Raw genomic sequence first — 16,565 nt, 5'->3', positions numbered from 1 at the left:
TGCCTACTTCTTTATTTTTTAATTTTTGCGTATCTTAATTCTGGACTAGAACCAATAATGAATTGGACACCAGATACTGATGATTTTTGTAAATATGAGGCACTTGGGAAAATAATTGGGATTAATGGTGAATCTGTAAACATAATATCTTCCGCTTTATGTAATAATTCAAAGCGCTTATCCTCGTTTTGTTCAACTTTTGCTTCTTTTATTAAAGCGTCAAATTCTTTATTATGCCACTTTGCATAGTTATTCGGACCATCACCTGCATATAAATCTAGTTTAGTAATTGGATCTAATAAAGAGCCGCCCCATCCCATATAAGCTAATTGGAAATCACTTTGCTTGTATGTGTCGATGTAACTCTTCCACTCTTTATTTTCTAATTTAATATCTACGCCAAGATTTTTCTTAAACATTTCTTGCATTGCTTCTGCTACTTTTTTATGTTGTGTATCTGTAGTGAATTTTAATGTTACTTCAGGTAATGTAGACCAGCCTTGTTCTTTCATGCCTTCTTCTAATAACTTTTTCGCTTCTGCTGGATCAAATTTAACGTAATCACCTTTTTCTTTACGGAAATCACGGCCACTTTGTGTTTTTGCTCCTTCTGGAACGAATGCATATGCTTCTTGCGCATTATTTTTATACAATTTTTCAACGATAAATTTACGATCAACCGCTAATGAAAATGCTTTACGTACCTTCGCATTTGTAAACGGCTCTTTTTCTACGTTAAACGAATAAATATACGAAGAGAAACCTGCAACACGCTTATATTCTTTATTTCCTTTTTCTTTTTCGATCATCTCTTGTGGTAAACCACTTAGTAAATCTAATTCTTTGGATTTAAATAATTGATACGCTGTTTTAGAGTCTGGAATAATACGAAACTCAATTTCTTTTAGAGTTACCTTTTTATCATAGAATTCTTTATTTTTTTGTACTGTAATAGCCTGGTTATGCTTCCACTCTTTTAACGTGAATGGCCCATTCGTAATTAACTCTTTTGGATCTGTTTTTAATTTATTATTATCATCAATCGACTTTTTAGCTAATGGAATAAATAGTGAGCTTGCTAGTTTTTGTTTAATAGAAGCAACTGGGTGTTCAAGGGTTACCTTTAATGTTTGAGGATCAACAACTTGAATACCAACTTGCCCCTCTTCACCTTTCCCAGTATTATACGCCTCTGCCCCTTTAATAAAATACATTTCTGTCGCATTCATAGAACCCGTTTTTGGATTTAATAATCGCTTCCATGCAAATTCAAAATCATTTGCTGTAATAGGCGAACCATCTGACCATTTAATATCTTTCTTCAAATGAATTGTATATTCAGTTCCATCAGCATTTACTTCTTCTTTCTCCGCTAATTCATTTTGATATTTCCCATCACTATCTTGCGTATATAAACTTGAAAACAACTGCCCAATTATATAACCTGACGTGCTATCTGTTGCAATAGCAGAATCAAGTGTATATGGATCACTACTAATATTCGTTACTAATCGATCGCCTTCTCCCTTACCAGCACTCGCCTTTGGCGTTTCTTTCTTACCGCAAGCAACAGAAGTAATTGCTAAAACAGTCATAATGACAAACAGTAAAAACTTCTTCATCCTACATTCTCCTTTAACCTGAAATTTTTGGTGTTGATGCTAATAATGTTTTTGTATAAGAATGTTGTGGATTACGGAATACTTCGTCCGTATTTCCAAATTCAACAAGTTCTCCTTTGTATAAGACAGCTACTTTTTCACATAAATAGTGAACCATCGGTAAATCGTGAGCGATGAATAAATATGTATAACCTTGTTCTTTTTGGATTTTTTGCAGCAGATGTACAATTTGAATTTGCAATGAAACGTCTAATGCTGAAATTGGTTCATCAAGAATCAATACTTCTGGCTCACACAATAACGCTCTTGCAATAGCGATACGTTGACGTTGTCCTCCGCTAAATTCATGCGGATATCGATCAATATATCTTCTATCTAATCCAACACGCTCCAGGGCATCACCCGCTACTTTATCCTTCAATCCTTTATCACCTAAACCGAATGAAATATAACCCTCCGTTACGCTATCGCGTATTTTCCAGCGCGGATTTAATGCAGCTGTAGAATCTTGAAAAATGAACTGTACTTTCTGTAAAAAATCTCGCTTATGAGCTGACTTCAGCATGTGAACAACTTGACCGTTATAATCAATTTCACCAAACGTTGGACTCTCAATCCCTGCTATGAGCTTTCCAAGTGTTGTTTTTCCTGAACCACTTTCACCAATAATGCCAAGTGTTGTTCCTTTCGGGATAGAAAGTGATATATCTTTTAACGCTGTGATTTCTTTACTTTTACTTCCATATGTTTTCGTTACTTGCTTTACAGTAATTAAATCTGTCGTCATGAGGCATTCACCTTCTCTTTTGATTTCGCTTTATTATGCTCCAGAACATGCTGCCAGCAATGTGAACTATGCTCCTTAGAATACGTTGTTCTCTCTGGGAAACGATGAATACATTCTTTTATGGCTACTGGACAACGATTTACAAAAGGACAACCAAAGCTATTTAATGTTTCAATGGAAGGTGTCGTTCCTTCTATAGCACGTAATACCTTTTCGGAAACATCCATATTCGGAATTGCTTGTAATAAGCTTTTCGTATATGGATGTTTAGGAGAACCTATTACCTCCTGTATCGTTCCTTTTTCAACAACACGTCCCCCGTACATAACAACTACTCGATCAGCTACCTCACGTACAAGTGCCAAATCATGTGTAATTAATAAAATACTCGTATTTTGTTTTTCTTTTCTTTCTTTTAATAGCCCCATAATTTGTTTCTGAATCGTTACATCTAACGCTGTTGTCGGCTCGTCTGCAATTACAAGCTTTGGATGACAAGCAAACGCAATTGCTAAACAAATACGCTGCCTCATCCCCCCGCTTAATTGATGTGGGTACTGTTCAAAGCGTTTCTCTGCTTCATGTATCCCTAAATCTGTTAACAAGTTAATCGCAATTCCCTTTGCCTCTCTTTTCGACTTTTTCCCATGTTGCAAAATTACTTCTGTAATTTGTTTGCCTACCTTCATCGTTGGGTTTAAAGATGAAAGCGGATCTTGAAATATAAAGGAAATATCTTTTCCGCGAATTTGATTCCATTCTGATTCTTGTAAATTCGTTAATTCCTTTGATTGGAAAGATACATTTCCATCATCGATATGAATTAATTCTTGATTCAAGCCGATAATGGATTGTGCTGTAACACTTTTTCCTGAACCACTTTCTCCTACAAGTGCAACTATTTCACCTTCGTTAATAGAAAAGGAAACATGTTTCACAATTGCTTGCTTACTATTCTCTTTTTCAACGACTAACGTTACGTTTTCTAAAGATAAGAGCTGTCCCATGTTTTTTCTCCTTTCGATTCCGTTTGACGATTTTTGGATCAATTGCATCTTGCAAACCATCACCAATTGCATTAAATGCGAACATAATGAGTGCAATCATGATTGCTGGGAAAAATAGCTGCCACCATTCGCCGCTCAATAATGTCCCGAGTGCATCATTCGTCATCGTCCCCCAACTTGCCGCTGGTGATTGTACCCCAAGTCCTATAAAGCTTAAAAATGATTCTGAAAAAATAGCTGCTGGAATTGTAAATGATAAATTGACGATAATAATCCCTGTTAAATTCGGAATTAAATGCCCATATATAATTTTCATATGTGATGTACCTAATCGCTCTGCTGCAATAACAAACTCTCGTTGTTTTAAAGACAATACTTGTGCTCGAATGAGACGAGCCATTCCAATCCATCCCGTTAATGCAAGGGCGATAATAATGGTGAAAAGACCTGGTTTCATAACAATTAATAGTAAAATAACAATTAATAAATATGGGATGCCGTATAATACTTCAATTCCTCTTATAATCCACTCATCAATTAACGTTCCAAGGCGATTACGCCCTCTCACATATCCACTAAATCCACCAATCAGTACACCGAGCCCTATATCGAGGGCAGCTGCTACTAATCCAACTGTTAGTGAAATCTTCCCACCAGCCCAAGTACGTGCCCAAATATCTCTCCCTAGATCATCTGTTCCAAACCAATGTTCACTACTCGGCGGTAAATTTGTTGCCTCTTTTACTTGTTCACTCGCAGTAAATGAAGTTAAACTTTCGCCAATAAGCGAGAAAACAATAATTAGCAATAACGTCACTGTTCCTAAAACTGCGATTGGATTCGATATAAACTTACGAAACACTTCTTTCTTTCTGCTAATCGTTTGCTGATTTTTATTTATCGTTAATTCTTTTTTCTCTTCATTTGTTAATAACTGGTCATTAATTTCATAAGCCCCCATCTAAACATCCCCCTCCTTACGTAATAGAACGAATACGTGGATCAACAATACGGTGAATAATATCTGTAATGAAAATACAAGTAATTAATAATGCACTATAGAAAATTGTTGTTCCCATAATCACCGGATAGTCTCGGTTAAAAATACTATCTACAAAATATTTTCCTAGGCCAGGAATTGAAAAGATTTTTTCAATAACGAAAGTCCCCGTTAAGAGTCCAGCCATTAACGGTCCAACAAATGTAAGTACTGGAACAATCGCATTTCGAAGAGCGTGTCTTATAATAATCTTCTTAATTGGTATGCCTTTTGCTCTTGCTAACTTAATATAATCACTCTGCAGTACTTCGATCATATTAGAACGAACAAACCTTGTAATCACTGCGATTGGCCCTAACGCTAACGCAAAGGATGGCAATACTGTATGTTCGAATGTTCCCCAAGAGGCTACTGGTAAAAGCTCGAATTGAATAGCGAATACTTGTATAAATAGTGGTGCTAAAATAAAACTTGGAATAGAAATACCTAGAATTGCGAGCAAACTCACACTATAGTCAATTACTTTCCCATGATATAGAGCAGCAAATGTACCTGCAGCAATTCCGACTAACAACGAAATAACAAGTGCTTGTAGACCAATAATTGCTGATGGACCAAAGCCAGTTGTTATAATTTCTGATACACCTTGCCCGGTTGATTGAACAGATTCACCAAAATCAAAATGAACTACACCGTCTAAATAAGCCACATATTGATTCCACAACGGTTCATCAAGGTGATACTTCGCTCTCATGTTTTGGATCACTTCTTCAGGAAAGATTTTTGCATCTGATGAAAATGGATCCCCCGGAATAATATGCATAATTAGAAATGTCACCGTCGTAATAACCCATAGCGTGAACACCATAACTGATAATTTTTTAATTACATACACTTCAATAACCCCCTAAACACATATATTTACTTAGTTTTATGAACGTACTTTTTCCATTACTCCCTTTTCTCTTTTTAGAATACAAAAAGCCTTGATCTTAAAAAATAAGATCAAGGCTTAATAAACAAAGGCCCATCACTTATCTTTCAAGACTTGCTTGCTGGAATTAGCACGGTGTTCCTACTACAGAACCCGCTGCTGAGGTGTCATAGGGCCAGTCCCTCTACCTCTCTGGATAAGTAAATTGCTATATTATTATTTGGTTCAAATTGTATATTTCGAATTATAATTCTGAAAAAATGAAAAGTCAATCAAATTGGGTATATTTAGAAAAATCAGTTTTTAATCCATTTATCGAAATTACATTTTTCAGCTTATAATAAAAAGAAATGGTGTTAAAGGAGTTATAAGATGGACCCCTTACTTCTTGCTACTATAGGATTACCCTTAACAATCGTTATACTTGTCATCATCGGCTTCTATAAACTCTTTATTAAAAAGAAACGTATTACTTTTTTATACTCCTTTCGATAATATTACCGGGCAAACTATTTCCGAATTTCACGAAGAGCAGAAGGTATTAGTATCCGAGGATGAAGATGAAGACGGAGATGGTAATAAGAAAAAATAACCTTGCACAGGCAAGGTTATTTTTTCGTTTCTGCTTGAAAACGTTTATAGTATGTCGATGCTGTTGCAAAATTAATTTCTATATCACGAATCAACGATGAATCTTCTTCTTTAGCTAACTTCTGTAATTTTTTCATTGCTTGCTCCGATTCATTCAAGAAACCAACATATACTTCATGTTCTTGCTCTTTCGACTTCGGCACACGAATTTCTTTACGTATATGATCAATATCTTCTAACATGCTCGTTGTTACCTTTTGCACATCTTCTTTATATGTAGCAGTCGTTATTTCCTTACCGCCCTTTTCTTTTGCTACTTCAAATAACTGCAGTGCTTTATTAATTTCTTTATTCATTTTCATATCGTATTTTTCATGTACTGCACGGTATTCTTTCATCTCTTCTGTTTGTTCTGTAGATTGCTCTACCTTTTCTTTCGGTTCTTTCGTATCTTTATTTCCATTACATCCTGCTAGAAGGAGCATTCCTCCCATTACGGCAATACCCAAAACCTTCTTCATCTCTTCTTCTCCTTTTATCTACAACTATTACTCATTATAGTTTCTTTTATCTCCACTTGTTATTATACCGAGAACATCCTACTTTTTACACTTAAGACGACACCGTAATATATATACCAACATGTTTGTCACAGTATCGTCACTTTATACAAATAACTTTTGCAATGCTTTACTACATCACCTTACAAAACTGTATGAGGTATTTCAAAGAAATGAAAAAAGAACTGATTCAAACATTCCCTTTGAATCAGTTCTTTTTTGTTAAGCCTCTAGATTTTGTTTTTGCTGCAGTTCAAACTGTTTCTCACTTCTTCTGGCCATAAATAGATAACATAACACTGCTCCTACTTCACAAAGCGCAATAACAATACCCATCGGTAATGCTGTATTACTTCCACCGATACCTACTAGCGGAGCAACAAGAGCTCCTGAAATAAACTGTAATAAACCTAATAAAGCTGATGCTGTTCCTGCAGCTTGTTTCTGATTTCTCATCGCTAATGAGAACCCAGTTGTTGATACAACCCCGACACTTGATACGACAAGGAATAACGAACATAAAACACCAATTAAACCTATTCCTAGTACGATTGTCAGTAGTAAAGATAGGCCACCAACAGCTGCGATAATAATACCTGCAACAAATAATGTCTTCTCATTCACTTTCCCCGCTAAACGACCCGTTACCTGACTAGCAATAATAATACCGATGCCATTAATCGCAAAGAATAAACTAAATTGCTGTGGTGATGCTCCGTATATGTTCTGCAACACAAATGGTGAGCCCGAAATGTATGCAAACATTGCCGCTGTTACTAATCCTTGTGACAATGCATATCCCATAAATAGACGGTCCTTTAACAATTTTCCGTACGTCGCCAAAGTCCCTGACAAACCACCTGTTTCTCTTTCTTCAGGAGGTAATGTTTCACGCAATACAAAAGTAGCTGAGATTAACATGAATACGCTAATTGCTCCAAGAACGATGAAAACACCGCGCCACGTTGTAAACTGTAACAATTGCCCCCCAATAATCGGTGCCAAAATAGGTGCTGCTCCGTTTACTAACATAAGCAGTGAGAAAAACTTCGTCATTTCAGAACCTGAGTACATATCTCTTACCATCGCACGTGATATAACAATCCCGGCTGATCCTGAAGCTCCTTGTAGGAAGCGCAATAATACTAATGTCCAAATAGATGGCGCAACAGCACAAAGTAAAGAAGAAGCAACATAAATAATAAGAGCAATAATAAGTGGTTTGCGTCTTCCGTAAATATCACTAATTGAGCCAACAAATAATTGCCCTACTGACAACCCAAGCAAACAAGCTGTTAATGTAAGCTGCGCTAGGGATGCACCTGTTTGCAAGTCATCCGTTAACTTCGGTAATGAAGGCAAATACATATCAATAGATAATGGCCCAATCGCCGTAAGTGTCCCTAATACAAGAATCATCCACAACCTGTTTGCCTTTACAGGTTTATATATTTCGTGATTAACTTCATTCACTTTTTCAATTCACCCTTTCCTATACACACTGAATCGTAACAATTATAGTTACATCATAAACATACGTCAAGTACAGTGCATTTTCCTCTTTCATAATGTAAAAAAAGCGATAGAAATTCTACCGCTTTATTTTTTCACATTGCTATTCGTAAATTTAGATACCGAGGCCATCGTCTCTCCCGTATCTAAATATGTAATTTGAATTGGGTCTCCTACTTCTGTAAACATAGCATATGGGAATTTCTTCACCGGTATCATAAATACCTTTTGTTCATTCTCTAAAAGTACGTACACGATTGTATTTTCACCTGATTTTTCTTTATATACACGTTGTACAATACCTTCTTTTTGTGCTTCTTTTCCTGTTGAGGTTGGTCTAAATGTATCACCATTACCGCTCATTACGTTTTTATAATTCTCAAGCGCTTCTTTCTGCGAAGAACCTGTCGCAAATATTTTTGCATTAGCAGCATATACAACTGTATGCGCACGTACTAGGCCTCCGTCATCAACAACCGGAATAATCCAAGCTGGTTTACCGTATACGTTATAAATGACAGGCATTGTCCCATGCCATTTCTCTCTCTTAAAGGAATTATCTACTACTTCTGTAGCTGCTGAACCATCCATAATCCCCTTTACTTCTTTTCCATTATAGTAATATAGCTTGCCTGTGCGTGCATCTACTAATGAATAGCCTAGAGCTGAATCTACTCCTTCTTTTGGAGAAGTAAAGTCTGTAAAATAATACAGTGTTCCATCTTTACCAAAGATCGGGGTCACGCCTTCTTTCGTTCCCCACTCAGTCGGAATTTTCATATCTGTTTGCGAGAATTTCGTATTCCAAAATCCGTGAATATATTTGCCAAAGTACGTATTTAACGTAGATGCAGTCTCATGATTTAATACACCATCAACAAATTTAGGTGCCTTTCCTTTATCATATCTTTTCACTTCACCTGTTTGTGCATCTACTACGACAACACCTTCTACCTCAAATCCAGATCTTCCTGAAATAAATTCACCATACGTCATTGTATAATATGGTTTTCCTTTATCATCAACCTCAAATTTAGGTTTTCCTTTAAAGATTAAATTTGGTTCTGCTTGCCTTACCACACGCTCTAAATTATTACCAAAAAACATGCTTGGCACATATTTCATTTTATAACCGAGGTGCAGTTTCGCTTCCGCATCAGGATTCGTACCTGACATCGTTACGTACCCTGGAATTGTCTCAGCTTTACGCGCTTTAAAAAATCCTGAAACTTCAATCGGCGCTACATATAAAGCCTCGCCGTTTACCATTTGTGGCGTTAATTCTCCTAGCTCAAAATAAGCTACTTTTGGAATATCACCAAATACTTTTTTCATCTTATTCTCCGCTGTCTTTGGCGGCACTGTAAACGGCTGGTCATTTTCAGTAAATGGCTCTGAAATATCTTTCTCTACCTTAACAACAGAATCATATTTCTTTTGCGAGATTACTATATCGTGCAAATAACCAAAGTAGCCGTAACTTGCGAGTAAAATAAACATTAGAAGTCCTTTTAATGTACCTTCTAATTTCCCTATTTGATCTTGTGAAAATAAAACAAGCCCAATTAAAATTGCTACTGCAACAGAATAATGAGTAAGAATCGAATCTACTCGATCATCAATTAGCCAAAAGTATTCATAGATTGCAATACCTATCCAAAATAAAACAGGAATAACTAAAATAGATGATTTCTTACCCTTTACAACCTTCTTATCTCCCTTCTTATCCACTGCTCGAAGCTTACTACTACTTCTTGTCCATGGAATCAAAAACAAAGTAAGAATAGCTAAAACTACAAATTTCATCAAAGGCACTGTCCCCTTTTCTTTTGTATTCCCTTTTAGTATAACAAATAAAGGTTATTAAGGTGAAAATAGGAATAGTTATATTTTTTTACTACTTAATACAATCCCGCTCACTACATATAGAATAGATGCAATATAAAAAATTGTACCAATCGTAAAGAAATCTACTAAATATCCCGTGGCAATAACCGCTACTGCTCCGCCAATGGATGTCCACACATGGTATTTTCCAATCTCATAACCAGCCTTTTCCTGCGCAACCTTTCGTGCTAACGAAGTCTTCTCAGTATTACGCTGCACAGCACCTAAAACGCCCATTACAATTTGAAGAATATACACATGCCAAACTTCCGTGGCAATTGGAAAGCAAAGCATTAAGATTGCCATGGACCAAGCGTATATGATTAATAATTTTTTATCCCCTACTTGATCAGATACCTTTCCCACTAGTGGATATACAAGTGCTGATGTTAAAGCAAATAAGCCATACGCCCAGCCAAATTGCGAGAAGCTATTTCCAACGTTTCGAAGCAATAATATATAAAAAGGAAATACCATACTTCCTGCCATCATGATGATACTTTGCGAAGCCACAAATCTTCTATATGTCATTTCGTATACTCCCTATAAAATAAATTCACAAATCTCTCTTCTGAATCTATTTCCTTCTTTTTCTTGAGAAATTCTTCAATGCGAGGATATGCCCTCTTTAACTGCTCTTTCGTTGGATAAGAATAATACGGCAAATAGTAACTACCATTATGCTTTAAAGTAACATCAATCATCTTTCGAATGACATCCTCTGTTTTCTTTATCTCACTCTCTGAGCGTCCCTGGTTAATCAAAAGAACCAGCGCAAACATATCATCTTTCGCATAGGACAAAACTGCATTTTCATTCTTTTCCACGTAACGAATCGTAATGTTGAGTAAATTAAACTCATCTTCATTTAATACGTTACGTAAATCATCTATATACTCTGTGAAAGCATCTATAGGCACAAAGTATTCTTGTAACACTTCGGTCCTATTTGGATTTTCATATTCCATAAAAGCACTATCTGATCTCATAACATTATTACGCGTCTCATACTTTCCATCTGTACGTTCAAAATAACCTCTTTGTATATCCCAAAATGTATTCTTTCCCCAATCACTATAACGTGATAACCCAAGTAAAAATTTCGGTGCAGCTATAATATTTTCTTCCTTTAATTCACTGTACTCTTCTCTCATATTTTGATTTTGTGCCAAAGTATAATCTGTCACATACATCTCTTTTAAAAATGAATTTGGAGCAACAGAAATACGCGCTAAGTGCATACGAACATTCTCATCTCTTTTCACTTTCTCTTTGAAATAAGATGCGTATTCTTTATAATCTATCATTCTCGTGTGCATTTCATATAATTCATCATCTGTTAACTTCAGCGTCACATCTAAAATAACTCCAAATAAACCGTAACCCCCAATGACATATGGAAATAACTCTGCATTTTCTTCTCTACTTACATTACGTACCGTGCCATCTGCCATTAACAATCTAAATGAATCTACTGTATCAATCAGTGCCTCATGACGAATATCACGCCCGTGTACATTTACACTTAATGAACCGCCAACAGTAAAAATATTTTGAGACTGCATGACCTGTACCGCAAGGCCATAAGGATTTATTTTCTTCTGAATATCATTCCAGGTGACACCACTTTGAACTGTAATCCGCTTCTTCTCTGGATCAAATTCTAATATTTTATTATATCCTTTCATATCGAGCATCGTGCCATTCGGATAATATGTCTGTCCTCCTTGGCTATGTTGCATGCCTGCAATGGAAATTTTCTCTCCTGAAACTTTTGCATCTCGCACTAATTTTATTAACGAGTGCTCTTCCGTAGCACTTTCAACACGTTTTATTTTTGTCGGAAGCAATTTACCTACATCACTCATAATAGGATGATCAATTTGTTTTTTATACGTATGTACAGACGTTGCAAGCAAAACCGTATATGCGACAATGACCGCTGCTATCTTTCTTTTTTTCAAAGGACACTCTCCTTATTAGCAACAAAAAGAGATACCCTTTCTTTCAGGTACCTCTCTTGACAGTGATTACTTTGCTGCTGGCAATTGTATTGGATCAAATTTATCATACGATGTAAACTTTGCATCCGTAATAATGTGCGCTTTATCCTCACCATTGCTACTCATAACCATATCTATCTTTGCTGATTCATATTTAAAATCTTTTGTAATAATATATTCCCCATCTATTTCTTCTATCTTTGCATTTTGGCCTTGTAGCATTTGTTTCTGCTTTTCATCCATACTAGCTAGCATACTCTCTGTCTCTTGCCCTTTTAATGCAAACTTCAGCTTATAATTATCTCCACTTTTCTCCATCTTTACTTTATTTAAAATTTCCGATGGAATCTCTAAATTATCTACCATTCCTTGAGTCGCGTTCATTCCGTTAGCATTCAATTGTTCCTCTGGTACAGACATAATTTCACCCGTATTAGGATTTTTTAACTGACCAGCAATTTTGCCACCCACATCATAAACAACAACCTCTGTACCAGAAACATTCATTTCAGAACGAGAATTTCTTTTCTTCGGCTCTAGTTGCATTTTAGCCTTTATTACATTCATCTCTGTTCCTTCAGCCTTTATTCCCACATCATATGTCATCGTTACATTTTCTTCGTTTTTAAAAGCTTCATTCGCTTTATTAAAAACATCCTTCGCTGTTAATTCCTTTTCTTTCTGCACAGCTTCTTTTTTCGGTTCGTCAGTCTTTTTTGTTTTCTCATTACTACACCCTACTCCTAGACCGACTGCAAGTACTAAACTTGAAATTAAAATAAGTTTTTTCATAACGTCCCCTCCTTCCCAAAAATAATATCATCTCTTTTCCTATGAAATCTATATAATTCGTAATATTTATCTTTAAATTTATTTCCTATATAACAACATGTTTGAGAAAAAGTTTAAATATGATGTAAATAATAACAACTCATTTCAGGAGGTCATTATGAAAGCGATTATTTGTACAAAGTACGGACCACCTAATGTTCTCCAGCTTCAAAATGTAGAAAAGCCTAAACCTAAAAAAAATGAAGTATTAGTTAAAATTCACGCAACAAGTGTATCGACTGGAGATTGTAGAATACGTGGCTTTAATAGCCCCCTCTTATTTTGGATTCCTATGCGGATCATATTAGGTTTCAGAAAACCGAGAAAACCTATACTTGGCGTAGAGTTATCCGGTGAAATCGAAGACATTGGAACAGATGTAACACAATTTAAAAAAGGAGATCAAGTTTTTGCATTAACAGAACTAAACCTTGGTGGTTATGCGGAATACACATGCGTGCATGAAAGTGGATTAATAGCATTAAAACCTACCAATGTGACATATGAAGAAGCTGCCGTTATTCCTTTCGGCGGAACTTCAGCATTGCACTTCCTTAGAAAAGGACAGATAAAAAAAGGGCAACGAGTACTTATATACGGCGCCTCTGGGTCAGTAGGGACAGCTGCCATACAACTTGCTAAATACTTCGGGGCGACTGTCACAGCCATTTGTAGTAGTTCGAATTTCGAATTAGTAACAGCTTTAGGGGCAGACAACGTAATTGATTATATGAAAGAAGATTTTACTAAGCAGGGCGAGCACTACGATATTATATTTGATGCAGTTGGAAAATATAAAAAGTCTCTTTGTACAGATGCATTAATGCCTAATGGAAAATATGTATCTGTGAACGGAATGATGGCAAAGGTCAGTAAAGAAGATATGAACCTACTAAAACAACTAGCTGAAACAGGAAAGCTAAAACCTGTTATTGATAGAACTTACCGATTAGAAGAAATTGCTGAAGCTCATATATATGTAGAAAAAGGACATAAAAAGGGGAATGTTTCGATTATCTTAAAATAAAATATATTCAGAAAATATCATTGACAATTCTTTTTGTACGATTTACTATTAGTACCATATTCAAAACTACATACACATACTCTTATCAAGAGTGGCGGAGGGACTGGCCCGATGATGCCCGGCAACCGAGCTTATGACGTATAAGCTAAGGTGCTAATTCCTGCAAAACGAGTTTTCGTTTTGGAAGATAAGAGAGGAATCTATTTCGTCTATTCGGCACCTCTCTTATTTTTGGGAGGTGCTTTTTATTTTGGAACGTATATGAAGGGGGATTTATAGATGAAAAAGGTATTATTAAGCATTGTAAGCGGAGCAGTATTATTATTAGGCGCATGTAGCGTGAGTTCAGATAAAGAGGTAAAAGCATTAGACGAGAAAAAGATTACTGTCGGTGTAACAGGTGGACCACATGAACAAATTTTTGAAAAGGTAAAAGAAGTTGCAGCAAAAGATGGTCTCGAAATTGATATAAAAGTATTTAATGATTATGTAGCGCCAAACGTATCTTTAGATGAAAAAAGCCTTGATGTAAATAGCTACCAAACGAAATCGTATTTAGATGTATTTAAAGCTGAACGCAATATGAAATTAGCTGAAGTATTTTCAACAGTAACATTCCCTATGGGCGTATATTCTAAAGATATAAAAGATGTAAAAGACTTAAAAGAGGGCGACGCAATTGCTGTACCAAATGACCCAACGAATGAACTTCGAGCTTTAAAATTATTTGAAAAAGCAGGGGTTTTAAAAGTTGATCCAAAGGCTACAGAAAAAGCGACTGCAAAAGATGTAATTGAAAATCCAAAAAAATTAAAGATTGTCGAATTAGAGGCATCTCAATTACCAACGCAACTAAGTGAAGTGAAAGCAGCTGCAATTAACACAAACTTTGCATTAGGTGCAAAATTAAGTCCAGCGAAAGATTCTATCTTCCGCGAAGGAAAAGATTCACCATATGTGAACTGGGTCGTTGTTCGTACTGAAAATAAAGATGATGCCGTTGTAAATAAATTAAAGAAAGCTTATCAGTCTAAGGAAGTAAAAGAGTTTATCGAGAAAAAATTTGATGGTTCAGTTTTACCATCTTGGTAGGAGCTGACGATAATGATTGAATTAAAAAACATATCCAAAGTATTTACAACAAAAAAAGGGAATGTTGAGGCTCTTAAGTCTACTTCCCTTAAAGTAGAAAAAGGCGAGGTATTTGGAATCATTGGATATAGTGGCGCTGGTAAAAGTACATTGATTCGATGTGTAAATTTATTAGAAAAACCAACGACAGGAAATATCATTGTAAACGAACAAGACTTAACAACGTTATCGACAAAAGAACTAGCAAAAGCGAGACAAAAAATCGGAATAATCTTCCAAGGATTCAATTTACTTAAAACTGTTACCGTTTATGAAAATATCGCATTACCGTTACGGCTTGCTGGCATTCCAAAAGCAGAAATTGAAAAAAGAGTAGAAAAGTATTTACGCATTGTCGATCTTTTTAATCGAAAAGATGCGTATCCAAGCGAACTTTCTGGTGGTCAAAAACAGCGTGTTGCAATTGCTCGTGCGCTATCACATGAACCTGAAGTGTTATTAAGTGATGAAGCAACGAGCGCATTAGATCCCGAAACAACCGATTCTATCCTTGATTTGTTATTAAAGATTAACGAAGAAATCGGAATTACGATTTTACTCATTACACATGAAATGAATGTCATCCAGCGTATATGTGACCGCGTTGCTGTTATGGAACATGGATCTGTAGTCGAAAGTGGGACTGTAAAAGATATTTTCACAAACCCACAACATGTAACCACGAAGAAATTTGTAAATAGCGCATTTGCAGCGAAAATTCCAAAAGAGGTACAGAAAGAACTACAAAGTACTGGAGAAATTGTAACACTTTCATTTATTGGCACTACTTCAGGGGAACCTGCCTTAGCCGTTGCCACAAAACGTTTCCAAGTGTATCCGAATATTTTATCCGGTAATATTACGCAGTTAAAACATGAAGCATATGGGAAACTAGTCGTTCATATGCAAGGGGAACAAAATGAAATCCACCATGCTTTATCATTTTTACAAGAGCAAGGAATCATCGTAGAAGGAGGTAGAACAGATTATGGGAAACAAGTCCTTTTTGGATGAATGGGGTAAAGTCATATGGGAAGCCACAATCCAAACCTTTCAAATGACATCTATCTCATTACTCATCTCGATCCTTATTGCATTACCACTTGGCGTCACACTTGTTTTAACGAGACCTGGTGGGCAGCGTGAAAATAAAATCATCTATCCTATTCTTAATACAATTATTAATATCATTCGCTCTCTTCCATTTATCATTCTATTATTCTTTATTTTACCTTTTACAAAATTTCTAATGGGAACGTCCATTGGCGTGCAAGGTGTTATCGTACCGCTTGTCGTCTTCACAGCCCCTTATATCGCACGTTTAATGGAGACAGCTTTACTAGAAGTCGATCGCGGTGTCATTGAAGCCTACCAAGCGATGGGAGTCTCTACTATAAAAATCATTTGGCACGTCATGGTGAAAGAAGCTCGTTCCTCCCTTGTACTCGGATTAACAATCGCAACGATCGGCTTAATCGGCGCAACAGCAATGGCTGGCCTTGTAGGTGCTGGCGGGCTAGGGGATTTAGCATACCGCTTCGGACATTTACGCTACGAGCCTGAAGTAATGTATGCAACCGTCTTTATTTTAATTATCCTCGTTCAAGGATTACAGTCTTTAGGGAATGGTGTTGCACGAAGATTGAAGAAAGATTAAAAAAGAAGGCATCTCA

Annotated in this window: 15 protein-coding genes, 1 pseudogene and 2 riboswitches; of the genes and pseudogenes, 5 read left to right on the top strand and 11 right to left on the bottom strand. The window is 36.1% G+C overall.

From position 1 onward, the window contains the following. Window positions 1–11: 11 nt before the first annotated feature. From AU379_RS27130 to AU379_RS27110, 5 genes are read right to left on the bottom strand one after another with little or no spacing between them, the layout of a single operon-like run. Window positions 12–1,622: a peptide ABC transporter substrate-binding protein gene (locus AU379_RS27130; RefSeq protein WP_000714099.1), complete on the bottom strand. Its 1,611-nt coding sequence runs from the start codon at window positions 1,620–1,622 to the stop codon at window positions 12–14. Between the two features lie 13 nt (window positions 1,623–1,635). Continuing rightward, on the bottom strand, window positions 1,636–2,409 hold the full coding sequence (locus AU379_RS27125) for an ATP-binding cassette domain-containing protein (RefSeq protein WP_000205679.1): 774 nt from the start codon (window positions 2,407–2,409) through the stop codon (window positions 1,636–1,638). Further along, a complete protein-coding gene (locus AU379_RS27120; protein WP_061140070.1) occupies window positions 2,406–3,416 on the bottom strand; it encodes an ABC transporter ATP-binding protein in 1,011 nt (336 codons plus the stop codon). The genes AU379_RS27125 and AU379_RS27120 overlap by 4 nt, the downstream gene beginning before the upstream one ends. Continuing rightward, complete coding sequence (locus tag AU379_RS27115) at window positions 3,373–4,377, bottom strand: ABC transporter permease (protein WP_000501528.1); 1,005 nt, start codon at window positions 4,375–4,377, stop codon at window positions 3,373–3,375. Before AU379_RS27115 ends, AU379_RS27120 begins: the two co-directional genes overlap by 44 nt. 16 nt (window positions 4,378–4,393) lie before the next feature. After that, on the bottom strand, window positions 4,394–5,311 hold the full coding sequence (locus AU379_RS27110; protein WP_000289322.1) for an ABC transporter permease: 918 nt from the start codon (window positions 5,309–5,311) through the stop codon (window positions 4,394–4,396). Between the two features lie 136 nt (window positions 5,312–5,447). Beyond that, a riboswitch (SAM riboswitch) is annotated at window positions 5,448–5,553 on the bottom strand. 169 nt (window positions 5,554–5,722) lie between these two features. On the opposite strand from AU379_RS27110, the pseudogene AU379_RS30115 reads away from it, so the two are divergent. Then, window positions 5,723–5,942: pseudogene (locus AU379_RS30115) on the top strand (DUF3951 domain-containing protein). 16 nt (window positions 5,943–5,958) lie between these two features. Here AU379_RS30115 and AU379_RS27105 read toward each other — a convergent pair. The 6 genes from AU379_RS27105 to AU379_RS27080 all read right to left on the bottom strand — a co-directional run bounded on the left by AU379_RS27105 (window position 5,959) and on the right by AU379_RS27080 (window position 12,695). Continuing rightward, window positions 5,959–6,462, bottom strand: coding sequence for a hypothetical protein (locus tag AU379_RS27105; protein WP_000756517.1), 504 nt, complete (start codon window positions 6,460–6,462; stop codon window positions 5,959–5,961). A gap of 261 nt (window positions 6,463–6,723) precedes the next feature. Next, the gene (locus AU379_RS27100; RefSeq protein WP_223153447.1) at window positions 6,724–7,983 is read right to left on the bottom strand and encodes a multidrug effflux MFS transporter; all 1,260 of its coding nucleotides are present in this window, start codon (window positions 7,981–7,983) and stop codon (window positions 6,724–6,726) included. A 117-nt stretch (window positions 7,984–8,100) separates the two neighbouring features. Continuing rightward, window positions 8,101–9,819: a DUF3981 domain-containing protein gene (locus tag AU379_RS27095; RefSeq protein ID WP_000674048.1), complete on the bottom strand. Its 1,719-nt coding sequence runs from the start codon at window positions 9,817–9,819 to the stop codon at window positions 8,101–8,103. A 78-nt stretch (window positions 9,820–9,897) separates the two neighbouring features. Then, a complete protein-coding gene (locus tag AU379_RS27090) occupies window positions 9,898–10,431 on the bottom strand; it encodes an MFS transporter (RefSeq protein ID WP_000222367.1) in 534 nt (177 codons plus the stop codon). Then, window positions 10,428–11,864, bottom strand: a complete 1,437-nt coding sequence (locus tag AU379_RS27085; protein WP_000746275.1) for an FAD-binding oxidoreductase — start codon at window positions 11,862–11,864, stop codon at window positions 10,428–10,430. The genes AU379_RS27090 and AU379_RS27085 overlap by 4 nt, the downstream gene beginning before the upstream one ends. 66 nt (window positions 11,865–11,930) lie before the next feature. Continuing rightward, window positions 11,931–12,695, bottom strand: coding sequence for a DUF6612 family protein (locus AU379_RS27080; RefSeq protein WP_000733616.1), 765 nt, complete (start codon window positions 12,693–12,695; stop codon window positions 11,931–11,933). Window positions 12,696–12,852: 157 nt separating this feature from the next. Between AU379_RS27080 and AU379_RS27075 the strand changes: the two genes are divergently transcribed. The 4 genes from AU379_RS27075 to AU379_RS27060 all read left to right on the top strand — a co-directional run bounded on the left by AU379_RS27075 (window position 12,853) and on the right by AU379_RS27060 (window position 16,549). Further along, complete coding sequence (locus tag AU379_RS27075; protein ID WP_000643865.1) at window positions 12,853–13,761, top strand: NAD(P)-dependent alcohol dehydrogenase; 909 nt, start codon at window positions 12,853–12,855, stop codon at window positions 13,759–13,761. A gap of 79 nt (window positions 13,762–13,840) precedes the next feature. Beyond that, window positions 13,841–13,955, top strand: a riboswitch (SAM riboswitch). 85 nt (window positions 13,956–14,040) lie between these two features. Beyond that, window positions 14,041–14,853: a MetQ/NlpA family ABC transporter substrate-binding protein gene (locus AU379_RS27070; RefSeq protein WP_000756992.1), complete on the top strand. Its 813-nt coding sequence runs from the start codon at window positions 14,041–14,043 to the stop codon at window positions 14,851–14,853. Window positions 14,854–14,865: 12 nt separating this feature from the next. Further along, entirely contained in the window at window positions 14,866–15,906 is a 1,041-nt protein-coding gene (locus AU379_RS27065) for an ATP-binding cassette domain-containing protein (protein ID WP_000571308.1), read from the top strand. Beyond that, window positions 15,881–16,549 carry a methionine ABC transporter permease gene (locus tag AU379_RS27060; protein WP_050964590.1) on the top strand — a complete coding sequence of 223 codons (669 nt, stop codon included), beginning with the start codon at window positions 15,881–15,883 and terminating at the stop codon, window positions 16,547–16,549. The genes AU379_RS27065 and AU379_RS27060 overlap by 26 nt, the downstream gene beginning before the upstream one ends. The last annotated feature ends 16 nt before the right edge of the window (window positions 16,550–16,565 follow it).

The sequence above is a fragment of the Bacillus sp. JH7 genome (assembly GCF_001563515.1).
GTDB lineage: Bacteria > Bacillota > Bacilli > Bacillales > Bacillaceae_G > Bacillus_A > Bacillus_A cereus.
The sequence above is the reverse complement of the archived record's forward strand: the minus strand, read 5'-3'. Positions and strand labels throughout refer to the sequence as shown.

Coding starts and splice junctions, on each gene's coding strand:
- AU379_RS27115 (WP_000501528.1), bottom strand. CDS start 4,377: ATGGGGGCTTATGAAATTAATGACCAGTTATTAACAAATGAAGAGAAA.
- AU379_RS27075 (WP_000643865.1), top strand. CDS start 12,853: ATGAAAGCGATTATTTGTACAAAGTACGGACCACCTAATGTTCTCCAG.
- AU379_RS27080 (WP_000733616.1), bottom strand. CDS start 12,695: ATGAAAAAACTTATTTTAATTTCAAGTTTAGTACTTGCAGTCGGTCTA.
- AU379_RS27060 (WP_050964590.1), top strand. CDS start 15,881: ATGGGAAACAAGTCCTTTTTGGATGAATGGGGTAAAGTCATATGGGAA.
- AU379_RS27065 (WP_000571308.1), top strand. CDS start 14,866: ATGATTGAATTAAAAAACATATCCAAAGTATTTACAACAAAAAAAGGG.
- AU379_RS27130 (WP_000714099.1), bottom strand. CDS start 1,622: ATGAAGAAGTTTTTACTGTTTGTCATTATGACTGTTTTAGCAATTACT.
- AU379_RS27125 (WP_000205679.1), bottom strand. CDS start 2,409: ATGACGACAGATTTAATTACTGTAAAGCAAGTAACGAAAACATATGGA.
- AU379_RS27070 (WP_000756992.1), top strand. CDS start 14,041: ATGAAAAAGGTATTATTAAGCATTGTAAGCGGAGCAGTATTATTATTA.
- AU379_RS27095 (WP_000674048.1), bottom strand. CDS start 9,819: ATGAAATTTGTAGTTTTAGCTATTCTTACTTTGTTTTTGATTCCATGG.
- AU379_RS27120 (WP_061140070.1), bottom strand. CDS start 3,416: ATGGGACAGCTCTTATCTTTAGAAAACGTAACGTTAGTCGTTGAAAAA.
- AU379_RS27090 (WP_000222367.1), bottom strand. CDS start 10,431: ATGACATATAGAAGATTTGTGGCTTCGCAAAGTATCATCATGATGGCA.
- AU379_RS27105 (WP_000756517.1), bottom strand. CDS start 6,462: ATGAAGAAGGTTTTGGGTATTGCCGTAATGGGAGGAATGCTCCTTCTA.